Genomic DNA, 11739 nt, shown 5'->3' on the forward strand with positions numbered 1-11739 from the left:
CACGCGGCTATCTTGCGTCGTCAAATGATCTCATCACGCTGCATCATGGGCCCTATGCTAGACTTGCAGGAAGGCCATGTATTCGTTGAATTAACCTATCCCCACCTTATCGGCTTAGGGTTATGTAGGGCATCACGAAGTGGCGACCTCCACACCGGATTAATCCGGGGTGGAACCGCGCACCGATTTACAACGTAGACTTACAAACCAGACCTGCACCAATCGTGCCAAACGACATCCGTGCGAAATGACAAAGTCAGGGCAAACCATGGCGAACCAAGGGCAGAGCGCCGATCGTGGTCTTGAGGGGCTAACTGCCGCCGCCAAAAGTGCTGCCAATACCGAAGGCGCCAAAAAGGGACTGCCTCCGGTGCATCTGTGGAATCCGCCGTTTTGCGGCGATCTCGACATCCGAATCGCTTCCGATGGTACTTGGTTCTACATGGGCACGCCAATCGGGCGTCACGCGCTGGTCCGCCTGTTCTCGACCATCCTCAAGCGCGAGGGCGACAAGCATTTCCTCGTGACGCCGGTGGAGAAGGTTGGCATCCGCGTCGACGACGCTCCGTTCATGGCGGTCGAGATGCTCAAGGACGGCGAGGACAACCATCGCGTGCTGAGCTTCCGCACCAATGTCGACGACTGGGTCACCTGCGACGCCGCGCATCGGCTCCGTTTCGAGCAGGCCAGGGACGGCGGATTGACGCCCTATCTGCATGTCCGCGCCGATCTCTGGGCCAAGGTCACCCGCGCGCTCTATTACGATCTTGTTGACATGGGCGAGGAGCGGATGGTCGATGGCCAGCCGATGTTCGGCGTCGAGTCGGCCGGCGAGTTCTTCGCCATGGCCGACGCGGAGCAGGTGAGGGCCGCGCTTTGAACAAGCCTATCTCCAAAAGCGAGAAGAGCGAGCCGGTCGCTTTCCGTTCGGCGGATTTCTTCGCCCGCTCCAGAGCGAGGCTCGGCTTCGACGTTCCGCCCGGGCTGTTTGATCCGAATATCGTACCCGCCTCCGGCGATCCCGGCACCGACAAGATGCTCGAGATCGTCGCGCGCGAGCAGCCGGTGCGCCCCGCAGCGGTGCTGATCGCGGTGGTCGACCATCCCGAGCCGACCATCCTGCTGACGCAGCGTTCGGCGAACCTCAACGATCACGCCGGACAGATCGCCTTTCCCGGCGGCAAGATCGACGCGACCGATTCCTCGCCGCTCGACGCCGCGCTGCGCGAAGCGGAGGAGGAGGTCGGGCTGTCGCGCGATTTCGTCGAGCCGATCGGCTATCTCGATCTCTATGGCACCGCGTTCGGCTTCCGCATCCTGCCGACGGTGGCCCGGGTGCGGCCGGGCTTTCAGCTCACCATCAACCATTCCGAGGTTGATGACGCATTCGAAGTGCCGCTATCCTTCCTGATGAATCCGGCGAACCACCAGGTGCACAGCAAGGAATTCCGCGGCATGGAGCGGTTTTACTATGCGATGCCGTTTGCGGAGCGCTACATCTGGGGTGCGACGGCCGGAATGCTGCGTGTGCTGTATGAGCGGATCTATTCGTCATGATCCGGCCGGTCCTGACCGAGATCGGAATTTTTCTCATCCCCTTTGCCGTCTATGCGTTGTTCCTGGCCGCCACGCGGTCGGGCCTGTTCGTGCAATCGTCCTGGCCGATCACCGTCGTCGCGCGCCTGGTGCTGGCAGCGCTCGTGCTCGTCATCGCCGGACTGATTGGGCTGGCGCATTTCTCCGGCGCCGCGCCGAACTCGACCTACGTTCCCGCCCATATCGAGGACGGCAAGCTCGTGCCGGGCAGGGAAAAAAGCTGAATGGAAAGATAAGGGCCGGACGATGAGCGCGGAGCCGATACTTGCTGGTGCGCCCTGGCTGACCTCAGGCGGGACGGCGCGCGTCCTGCAACTGCTTAACGCCAATGGCGAGGAAGCGCGCGTGGTCGGCGGCACCGTCCGCAACGCGCTGCTCGGCCTGCCGCCGGGCGACACGGATATCGCGACCACGGCGAAACCGGAGGAGGTGGTGCGGCGCGCGAAAGCTGCCGGCATCAAGAGCGTGCCGACCGGCATCGACCACGGCACCGTCACGCTCGTCATCGACAGCGTGGCTTACGAAGTCACGACGCTGCGCGAGGACACCGAAACCTTTGGCCGCAAGGCCAAGGTCGCCTTCGGCCGCGACTGGGTGAAGGACGCCGAGCGGCGCGATTTTACGATGAACGGCTTGTCGGTCGACGCGGCGGGTGTCGTCTACGATTATGTCGGCGGCATCGCGGATGCCAGGGCGCGCCGCGTGCGCTTCATCGGCGAGCCTGACCAACGCATCGCCGAAGATTACTTGCGCATCCTGCGCTTCTTCCGCATCCATGCCGCCTTCGGTGCCGGCGAGCCCGACCGCGACGGCTATCTCGCCTGCATCCGCGGCCGTGCCGGTCTTGCGACCCTGTCCGCCGAGCGCGTGCGCATGGAGATGCTGAAATTGCTGGTGGCGGGCGGCGCATCCGCTGCCGTGCTTGCGATGGCCGATGCCGGCTTGCTGCAAACGCTGATCGGCGGCGTCGCCTATACCGGTCCGCTGACGGCGATGATCGCGATCGAGCGTGCGCTCGATCTGCCGGCAAGCAGCACGCGCCGCCTCGCCACGATGACAGTGGCCGTGACCGAAGACGCCAAGCGCGTCGCGACCCGTTTGAGGCTCTCCAATGCCGAGGCCAAGGCGCTGGATTCCATGGGGCATCGCTGGTGGCGCTTCGCCACCAAGGACGAAGCCAAAGCGCGGCGTCTGCTGTATCGTCTTGGTCCCGAGCGCTATCACGATCGTGTGTTGCTGGCCTGGGCGCGCAACGGCGGCGACGTGACCTCGTCGCGCTGGCGCGAGCTCGCAGAGCTGCCGCAACGCTGGACCGCGCCGAAATTCCCGCTGAAGGCCGCCGACTTCATTGCGCGCGGAATGGCGGAAGGACCCGCGCTCGGACATGTGTTGACACTCGCCGAGGACGCTTGGCTTGCGGCGGATTTTCCACTAGAGGAAGCCGCACTCGCTGCCATCGCCGATCAAGCTGCGGCACGCATCAGCCGCGATGAGAGAACGTGACCATCGTCTCAGGCTTCGCCGACATCTCGATTTTTCAGCTGCTGCTGGTCGCGTTGATGGCGTTGTTTGCTTCGATCATCGGTGGTCTCGCCGGCTATGGCACCGGCGCGTTGATGCCGCTGGTGCTGGTGCCGCTGGTCGGTGCCGAGCCGGTGGTGCCGATCATCGCGATCTCCGCGCTCTTCACCAATTCCAGCCGTGCGATTGCCTATCTCCGCTATGCCGATCGCCGCCGTGCGCTGATCGTGCTCGCCTGCGCGGCGTTGACCACCGCGCTCGGTGCCTACGGCTACACCCGCCTCACCAATGCCGGCGCGGCGCTGGTGATCGGCACCATGCTGATCCTGAGCGTACCGCTGCGCCGCGTGCTGCGGAGCCGCGAGGTCAAGATCGGCGACACCGGCCTCGCCGCGGGATCCGTCGGCTACGGCGTCCTGGTCGGCGGCACGTCGGGCTCGGGCGTGATCCTGCTCTCGCTCTTGATGGCCGCGGGCCTCGAAGGCGCCGCCGTGATCGCGACCGATGCGATGGTCTCGCTCGGCACTGGTCTGATCAAGATCTCGGTGTTCGGCCTCGCCGGCGCCGTCACCGCACAGGTGCTCGCCTTCGCGCTGCTGATCGGCGGCATCGCCATCCCCGGCGCGTTCCTCGCAAAAGCCTTCGTCGAGCGGATGCCGGTGCAGATCCACACGGCGATTCTCGATGTTGCGGTGATCACCGGCGGGCTGGTGATGATCTCGGCTGCGGCGAGGCAGCTGATCGGGTAGATGGCCCTGGCGTCAGGCGGGGTTGAGGCACCGATGGTCAATATCGCAGCGCAAGCAAAAGCCGGTGCGCGATTCGGAACTTTCGGAAGATTCCGAGGTAGACCGGATGGCCAATGGCAGGGAGTGCCGCCTGTAGCGCATTCTGAGGTACCTGGTCTGGTGTAAGCCCGTCAGCCCAGCAAATTGGCCTCAGCTCGGCCAGCCCGAGTTGGGGCCGATTTTTGCTGGCAATTGGCAGTGGGAATGGGCGACCGGTCATGGTGTCAAAGGATCTGCCCGAACAAGATTCCAGCGTGAGGCCTGGGAGGACAACCAATGTTCTGGGTATTTTGGGACACGATGCTTAAGCGTGTCCGTATCCACCACCAGGACTGCGGAGCGTGCCGGAACGGCCAGGGAATGCAGCAGGGAAGTATCCGCGTTGGCCGCGGCAGCACTTATTTCTGGGAGGAGTTTCCCAGCTATCCAGAGGCCCTTCGGAAAACCGAGCAGCTTCGCCGAGCGGGCATGATTGCTCAAGGCTGTCGCGTCAATTGCAGCCTTTGCCATCCAGAACGTGCAAACAAGGATTCGGCTTAGGGTGCATCAAGGACGCCTGTCAGACGCCGGCGTCACGTTCGGCGAGCAGCGGCGACGATGTCCCGTTCATCTCTAGAAGTTGTAGTTCAGGCCGACGCGCACCAGATTGCCGTTGTTGTGAAATCTGTACGTGATCGTGTTGTTCGCATCGCCCGGAAGCGGCGCGTAATCCAGGGTGAGGTTTTGCCTGCCAAGATCGTAATAGAGGTATTCGACCTTGGCTCTCCAATTGCTGGCAAACGCGTACTCCAGGCCGCCGCCCGCCGTCCACCCGACGCGAACCGCCGACGAGCTGGCGCTGATCAGAAATGGGCCCGCGCCGTTCGGCACGCCAATGGTATAGATGCTGTCATCGACCTGGCCATAGGCGAGGCCAGCGGTCGCAAACGCAAGCAACCTGTTGTTCAGGGTCGTAAACCCGAGGCGACCGCGTACGGTCCCAAGCCAGCCCAGCTTCTGGGTCGCGGATTCGGTATTGGCATCGATGAAGCCGCCGCCGATGAAAGGGGTCACCGGGAACACGCGCGTGTCGGTCTTCTTCAGACCACTGTAGTTGATGTCGGCTTCAATACCCGCGACCCAATTTGACCCGAACTGGAAATTGTATCCAGCCTGAGCTCCGCCGGTAAAAGCGGTATCACGGACATCGAAGCTCGGGAATTGGCCGACGGCCTGGCGCCCGGAAAAGTCAACGCCGGTGGTCGTAAATGACACCGGGTCCGCCCGTCTGTCGTTCCAGATGACGCCAAAATTGCCGCCCAGGTAGAACCCTGTCCAGCTGTAGGCGACCGGTACCGCTACCGCAGGCGCCGCCTTGTAGACGGGTGCAAGATCGGCCGCGTTGACCGATCCAGTGACCACAATCGTGGCGATAGCAGCAGAAATCCACGCTCGCACAGACCATCTCCCGTCAGCCCGTGCGCTTATCTAATCACAAGCAGGCGACGATACCTGTGCACTTCAGGCAACACCCTGTGAAATACTGATGGAAAATCGAAGTTCCACTCGGCCATGGTTAACGAACCAGTCGAGCTGCGCCGCCGACCAAGGAGGCGGGATCAGCGCCCAGGGGAATGGCAAACGGCTATCCCGGCTCCTCCCGTCGATTGCGGAAGCCACATGTGATGCCGATGCGCTCCACACTATGCCGGTTGTTTCCTTGGCTGACCGTGCTGGCCCTCGCGGGAGGCCCCACGGTGGCTGCCGCAGACGACGTGGACAGCTGCGCCAGGCAATCCGGCGACGCTGCCATCGCGGCATGCTCCCGCGCCATCGCGTCGGGCGAATTCACAGACGAGGAGCTTGCGAAGATCTACCTGAACCGCGGCGTTGAACATAAAAACAGGCGCGAGCTCGACAACGCCCTCGCCGACTACAGCGAGGCGATCCGGGTCGACCCCAGGCGCGTCGCTGCCTACTTCAACCGCGGCAACGCCCGGCAGGCCAAGGGCGAATTCGATCGCGCCGCCGCCGATTACAGCGAGACCATCCGGCTCGATCCTGGCCACGCCAGGGCCTACAACAACCGCGGCGTCACCTGGTCGGAGAAGGGGGCGGCCGATCGCGCCATCGCCGACTACAATGAGGCCATTCGCCTGGATCCGAACTACGTCGAAGCCTACAGCAATCGCGGCAACGCCTGGATCGCCAAGGGCGACCGCGAACGCGCCATCGGCGATTACGATTCTGCGCTCCGCCTCGATCCGAAATATGTCGAGGCCTACGACAACCGCGGCGACGGTTTCCTGGCCAAGGGCGATCTCGACAGTGCCATCGCGGATTACGACGAAGCGATCCGGCTCAATCCGAAATTTGCCAAATCCTATTACAACCGCGGCGTGGCGCGGGAGAAGAACTGCAGTCTGCAAGAGGCCTTGTCCGACTTCGAAGCGTACGCGCAACTCGTTCCGTCCGACCCGGATGGCCCGAAGTCGATGGCGCGCGTCAAGGCGGAATTGAGCGCGATGACGGGGCGGCGCTGATAGCCGGTCCGTGCACTGACCTGGCCAAGTTGCCAACTGGCGGTCGTCACAATATCGTCGATCGCACGACGCCCGATGTTCTCAGGAGCCAACACCATGAATGTGGTCTCTGCGACCCGCGGGATCAATCGCCCTCCGGGGAAGATCGACATCCCAGCTTGAGAACGCGGCAAAATCCTATCTTGGTCGAAGCAAGAAAATCGCCGACATCACCAGGGACAGCTTTCCGCTTCCTCATTTCGGCGCGCATCTGGAAGGGCTCAGGACAAAGCTGCTGACTGGCCTGGGCTTCGAAGTCATCCGCGGCCTGCCGGTGGCAAATTACAGCCAGGAGTTTGCGGCCACGATATTTTGCGGGGTCGGCGCGCATCTGGGATCGGCGCGGTCGCAGAATGCGGCGGGTCACATTCTCGGTCATGTCCGTGACGTCGGCGCCGATGCGAGAGATCCGAACACCCGGATTTATCAGACGTCGGAACGGCAGACCTTCCACACGGATTCGTCCGACGTGGTTGGGCTGTTATGCATTCGCGAGGCGATGGAGGGAGGGGACTCTCTCCTGGTCAGCACGACGTCGATCTACAACGCGATGTTCGACAGGCGTCCCGACCTGGCCGCTCTCCTGTTCGACGCAATCGCGACAGACCGGCGCGGCGAGGTGCCGGAGAACGAAAAGCCGTATCTCGAAATCCCGGTGCTGAATTGGCACGCGGGATTCCTGACCGGGTTCTATCAGCGCCAGTATATCGACAGCGCGCAGCGCTTTCCCGATGCGCCAAGGCTGACGCCGGCTCATGTCGAGGCGCTCGATCTCTTCGACGCGCTCGCAAACGACTCCAGCTTGCATTTTGGCATGCGGCTTCAGCCGGGTGACATGCAGTTCGTCTACAATCATGCCTTGCTGCATGATCGGACCGGATTCCGCGATTGGCCCAATGCAAACCAAAAGCGTCACTTGCTGCGCCTTTGGCTCAGCATGGAAGGTGACCGGTCGCTGCCTGATTGCTTCAGGCAGCGCTATGGCTCGATCGAGATCGGCAACCGTGGCGGCATTATCACCAAAGGGACCCGTCTGAACGTTCCGCTGGATTGATGGTCTGGCCCAAGGACTTGCAGGCTCAAGCATCTACGGGCTGAACACGCTCTGGAGAAATCGCTCCTTTTCGCCAGGCGCATAACCCTGACAAGCGCCGTAATACGGTTCAGGCTTGTTACAGTCCGGGGTGCCGGATCGGTCCTGGAGCGGCAGGCGAGTGGGTGCGTAAGCAAAGCTCGAAGCGGAGCTTGGCGCGAACGTGCCCGGATTCGAGCGAACCACAACGTGCCGGTGGGTGTGACGCGCCGGCGCCGCGTTCGCAACGCCGCACAGGGCGATCAAAAGGCTCAAAGCCAAAATGGAACGCATCGCTTTTTTCTCCAGCTGTCCCTTGTGTCCTTAACTAGGGCCAGGCTGCAGAGTCCCAACGGGTGTCGGCTTCACGACTGGTCACATCCCCGGCATCTATTGCGCCGTTCGGCGCGTTCGGGGCTGCGGAGCCTGCTGCTGGTTGAACCTCACGCGCGGGTTTATGTCGCAGTAGGTGTTCCACCGGCCGGATGACGAGGCCAGGCACTGTTCTCGCGTCGAATACATGCATTCGCCGGGTCTGCCGAGCCCGCCGCCAAAGACGCACCAGGGATAGTCGCGCTCAGCGTGCGCTGCGGGAGCGAGCCCCGCCACCATGAAGACAACCAGCAAGGCGATCCGCATGAGATCCTCCATCATGTCAGCCGAACGGCAGGTGCCGGACGCCGGATATCGCTAGTGAATTGTGGCCTCAACAGCAAGCATCAACCCGGCGTTACACGACATCGTTCCTGACGAGTTGCGAAAGCTCCGCGCAATTGCTGCCGCCGCAATCGCACCTATCGGAGACGCAGACCGCGGTCTGGAGGCGACGGTGGCTGCGCGGACGGAGGTTGCTGCGCATAAGGGTTCGCCACGCACATGGCGGAAAGGCCTGCAGCGGTCGCTCTACACTCGTCCCACGAACTGTACCGGCACGAAATAGAGCTGGAACCGCCCCACTCCCACTTCTGAAGGCAAACCGGATAATTGCCGCCGAACCGTTGAGCTACGGCGGGAGCCGGCGCAGACATTGCGATCCAGATGATCAGGAGAAAGGGAAGCGCGCGCATCGTGTGACTCCGAGGATTTGCGGATCTCAGGGCACTGCGAACCACAGAGATTTTCGGCTTTCCGTGCACGGCGGCAATACTAGGCCGCGCGCCTCCGCAGCGGCAACAGCAATAACACATGCACGTCCATGGCCTCCGATGGTTCTTCTGCCGCTCCTACTCGATCGTTGCATTCACCGTCATGACCGACCTGCCTGAGCCGTGTGGACCCTTTCCTTCACCATAGATGGCGAACGTATCGTTGCCCTTGTAACCGGATGCCGCGGTGTACCTGAACGTCGTTACGTTGATCTGTCTCAGCGTCCCGTGCGCGGGCTTCTGGGAGACTCCCGAGTTATGCATCGCTCCCGGAAGTCGCATCGGGAAATTGCACGTTCCGCCCGACCTGACCGCGAAGTAGGCCGTCATGTCGACGCCAAACACGGATGGATGACCGGTAACCCGGCAATCTGAGACGGCGAAGGCCGCAACCGGCGTCAGGCTCAGGACAGCAGCGACAGCCAACATCCGCATGCTCGTCTCCCGCAAGGATGAAGTGGCATTCGCGGCAATTGATCCCGGAGCGTCGGGAGAACCATTGATTTGAATCAACATGCCGACCTGTGTCGACCAGGCGATTGAAGAGGCGGACTGGCAACGTCTGCTGTTGGACCCCAGCGGACGTTGGTAGCGCTCACCGCAACGTCAGCAAGTGACGGACGTTAATGGTCAGTCTTTCCTGCCATCCAGATCGGGATGATCTTTGTAAATGTTGTCCTGAAGCACGGTGTCTATCCGAGCGATGATATCGCCGACCGATGTCCTCAATCTCAGAAATTCGTCTGCTGGAGAGGCTTCTTTGGCGAGCGTGAGCGCCAGGGATAACTCCTCAATGACCCGCTCTACGTGCCGCTTAAATCGTGCGGCTGATTTCGCGTCCATAGAACCATCTCGCGGGAACAGGGCCTGCCTTGCAAATGGCAGCATATCTACATCTCGATCAAGAAGCTTTCGAAATAGCTAGAGCGCTACGTTCCGCTCTTGGCCCTTGCGCGAACTCCACCGATGTCCACATGTGCCGGAGCTGAGCGCGCCGGTCTGACCAGGACGCGCGCCTGCTCATCGTACTCGTCCGTGTGGCCAACAGACCACAACCGCCGACACTGTCTCCATGCCCGGGGATCCCGGATTTGGGCCCGCCTGGAGCATTCCATCGGCCCGCACCACCACCTCGGAATACGGTGAGACGGCAGCCCGTTCGAGGAGCTCGCGCAGCCTGGGATCCAGACCATCCCCGCGCGCGGCCGCAATCGCATTGAAATTGGTCATCGACATGGTGTCGCTCCTGATTTGTCCTCACGACCGAAGCTAAGCGCACGCGCTCCTGCTCAAACTCCGATGCTTGCTTTCAAATCGAGAAGAATTCCGACGACCTTCCGCGGCTCAGGCGGTTCACGAGGCTTCCCTGTCCAGCAGGGCGCGCTTGCGGTCCACGCCCCAGGCATATCCGGAGGTCGACCCGTCGTTGCGGATCACGCGGTGGCACGGAATGGCGACTGCGAGCTTGTTCGCCGCACAGGCGCCGGCAACGGCGCGCACTGCGCTGGGCGCCCCGATCCGCTGCGCGAGCTCGGCATAGCAGACGGTCCTGCCTGCAGGAATCTCCTGAAGCGCCTGCCAGACCCGTTGCTGGAACGCGGTGCCGCGAATGTCGAGCGGCAGATCGAGACCGATCTCGGGTGCTTCCACGCAGCCGACCACGCGGGCGACCATCGCCTCATAGTCCCGGTCAGCGCCGATCAGACGCGCCTTGGGGAAGCGATCCTGGAGATCGTGGACCAGCTCCTCCGCGTCATCTCCAAGAAGAATCGCAACCACGCCCTTCCGGCTCGACGCGACCAGAATGGGGCCGAGAGAACTTTGACCGACCGCGAACCTGATCTCCTCGTTCGCGCCTCCGGCGCGATATTGCGATGGCGTCATGCCGAGCATTCCGGTCGACTTCTCGTAGAACCGCCCGCTCGAATTGAAGCCGGCGTCATACATCGCCTCGGTCACGGAATTGCAGGACGCCAAACCTTCGCGAACCTTCCTGGCACGGAATTCGGCGGCATAGCTCTTCGGCGTCAGTCCGGTGGCGGCCTTGAAGATTCGATGAAAATAGCCGGGGCTCAAGCCGGCTGCACCGGCCAGCTGCTCCAGCGACGGCTGCTCCTCGCTCGCCTCGATGATGCGGCAAACCTTGGCGACCAGCGTGGTGTTTTCGGCCTCGACCGAGGGCCCGTCCGGATTGCAACGCCTGCACGGTCGAAAGCCGGTCGCCCTCGCACCCGTCAGGCTGTCGTGAAGCTGGACGTTCTTCGGGTTTGCCGTGCGTGAAGGACAGGATGGCCGGCAATAGACCCCCGTCGTCGAAACCGAATACCAGAACTGGCCGTCCGCCGCCTTGTCCCGCGCCAGGATACGGGCCCATCGCGGATCATCCGCGACCGGCAGGGGAATCTGCTTCCGGAACTGAAGGGTTGCTGCGGTCATAGGCTGTAGTCTCCACGATACCGCAGATGTTGCCACCCGATTTCCGACGGTGCTCCAAAAACAGACGGGGCCCGCACAATGTGCGGGCCCCGTTCGACGAGATCGGCGGTGCCGATGGTGCGGAAGCGTTCCGATCAGGCTGCCGCCTTGAGCAACCCGAGCTGGGTCAGTGCGGTGACGCCGTCATCGAGACCGATCTCCTCGACGATTCTGCCGTCGATCACCTTGAGCACCGTGGTGCCCGTGAAGCGCATCTTGCGGCCTGTCGCAGCCGGCAGGCCGCCGATCAGGAAATCGCCGAAGGCCGGGCCGGTGTGGGTGCCGCCGCCCTCCCATTGACCGACGACATAGTCGCCCTCGGCGATCAGGTCCGCGGTGCCCCAGAAATTGAGATCGGGGAACGCGGCGCGGAAGTCGGTCATGAACGCCTTGATGTCCTCGCGGCCGCGACGCGGTTCATGCAGCGAATATTTGAGCAGCATGTCCGGCGCGGCGATCTCGTCGATGACGCCAAGGTTGACGGTCTTGCCCCAGAATTCGGTGAACCAACGACCGACGACGGCCTTGTTCTCATCTTGCTTGCTCATCGAAAAACACCTCTCATTTGCAGGAATCATCGA

14 protein-coding genes are annotated in these 11739 nt (G+C 62.5%); 7 read left to right on the forward strand and 7 right to left on the reverse strand.

The features are described 5' to 3' along the window. The first annotated feature begins 268 nt into the window (after window positions 1–268). Genes V1280_RS38790 through V1280_RS38810 form a run of 5 tightly spaced genes read left to right on the forward strand, consistent with a single transcriptional unit; the run spans window position 269 to window position 3866 of the window. Window positions 269–880, forward strand: a complete 612-nt coding sequence (locus V1280_RS38790; protein WP_148771812.1) for a DUF1285 domain-containing protein — start codon at window positions 269–271, stop codon at window positions 878–880. Next, window positions 877–1557 carry a CoA pyrophosphatase gene (locus V1280_RS38795; protein WP_334535869.1) on the forward strand — a complete coding sequence of 227 codons (681 nt, stop codon included), beginning with the start codon at window positions 877–879 and terminating at the stop codon, window positions 1555–1557. The genes V1280_RS38790 and V1280_RS38795 overlap by 4 nt, the downstream gene beginning before the upstream one ends. Then, window positions 1554–1820, forward strand: a complete 267-nt coding sequence (locus V1280_RS38800; protein WP_334535870.1) for a DUF6111 family protein — start codon at window positions 1554–1556, stop codon at window positions 1818–1820. Before V1280_RS38795 ends, V1280_RS38800 begins: the two co-directional genes overlap by 4 nt. A gap of 22 nt (window positions 1821–1842) precedes the next feature. Beyond that, window positions 1843–3099 (forward strand): CCA tRNA nucleotidyltransferase, encoded by a 1257-nt coding sequence (locus tag V1280_RS38805; RefSeq protein ID WP_334535871.1) that lies wholly within the window; start codon window positions 1843–1845, stop codon window positions 3097–3099. Continuing rightward, the gene (locus V1280_RS38810) at window positions 3096–3866 is read left to right on the forward strand and encodes a sulfite exporter TauE/SafE family protein (protein WP_334535872.1); all 771 of its coding nucleotides are present in this window, start codon (window positions 3096–3098) and stop codon (window positions 3864–3866) included. The genes V1280_RS38805 and V1280_RS38810 overlap by 4 nt, the downstream gene beginning before the upstream one ends. A gap of 651 nt (window positions 3867–4517) precedes the next feature. Here V1280_RS38810 and V1280_RS38815 read toward each other — a convergent pair. Further along, entirely contained in the window at window positions 4518–5342 is an 825-nt protein-coding gene (locus V1280_RS38815) for an outer membrane protein (RefSeq protein ID WP_334535873.1), read from the reverse strand. A gap of 299 nt (window positions 5343–5641) precedes the next feature. Between V1280_RS38815 and V1280_RS38820 the strand changes: the two genes are divergently transcribed. Further along, window positions 5642–6427 carry a tetratricopeptide repeat protein gene (locus tag V1280_RS38820; protein WP_334535874.1) on the forward strand — a complete coding sequence of 262 codons (786 nt, stop codon included), beginning with the start codon at window positions 5642–5644 and terminating at the stop codon, window positions 6425–6427. Window positions 6428–6527: 100 nt separating this feature from the next. Further along, window positions 6528–7520, forward strand: coding sequence for a TauD/TfdA family dioxygenase (locus tag V1280_RS38825; RefSeq protein WP_334535875.1), 993 nt, complete (start codon window positions 6528–6530; stop codon window positions 7518–7520). Between the two features lie 408 nt (window positions 7521–7928). Here V1280_RS38825 and V1280_RS38830 read toward each other — a convergent pair whose 3' ends face one another. From V1280_RS38830 to V1280_RS38855, 6 genes are all read right to left on the reverse strand, one after another. After that, entirely contained in the window at window positions 7929–8177 is a 249-nt protein-coding gene (locus tag V1280_RS38830) for a DUF3551 domain-containing protein (RefSeq protein ID WP_246207468.1), read from the reverse strand. Window positions 8178–8332: 155 nt separating this feature from the next. Beyond that, window positions 8333–8725 carry a DUF3551 domain-containing protein gene (locus tag V1280_RS38835; protein WP_334535876.1) on the reverse strand — a complete coding sequence of 131 codons (393 nt, stop codon included), beginning with the start codon at window positions 8723–8725 and terminating at the stop codon, window positions 8333–8335. 36 nt (window positions 8726–8761) lie between these two features. Then, window positions 8762–9199, reverse strand: a complete 438-nt coding sequence (locus V1280_RS38840) for a hypothetical protein (protein WP_334535877.1) — start codon at window positions 9197–9199, stop codon at window positions 8762–8764. A gap of 114 nt (window positions 9200–9313) precedes the next feature. Continuing rightward, window positions 9314–9571 (reverse strand): hypothetical protein, encoded by a 258-nt coding sequence (locus V1280_RS38845; RefSeq protein ID WP_334535878.1) that lies wholly within the window; start codon window positions 9569–9571, stop codon window positions 9314–9316. A gap of 465 nt (window positions 9572–10036) precedes the next feature. Then, window positions 10037–11119, reverse strand: a complete 1083-nt coding sequence (ada, locus tag V1280_RS38850) for a bifunctional DNA-binding transcriptional regulator/O6-methylguanine-DNA methyltransferase Ada (RefSeq protein WP_334535879.1) — start codon at window positions 11117–11119, stop codon at window positions 10037–10039. Between the two features lie 134 nt (window positions 11120–11253). Continuing rightward, window positions 11254–11706: an ester cyclase gene (locus V1280_RS38855; protein WP_148771828.1), complete on the reverse strand. Its 453-nt coding sequence runs from the start codon at window positions 11704–11706 to the stop codon at window positions 11254–11256. Between the last annotated feature and the right edge of the window lie 33 nt (window positions 11707–11739).

Source organism: Bradyrhizobium sp. AZCC 2230, assembly GCF_036924495.1.
Classification (GTDB): domain Bacteria; phylum Pseudomonadota; class Alphaproteobacteria; order Rhizobiales; family Xanthobacteraceae; genus Bradyrhizobium; species Bradyrhizobium rifense.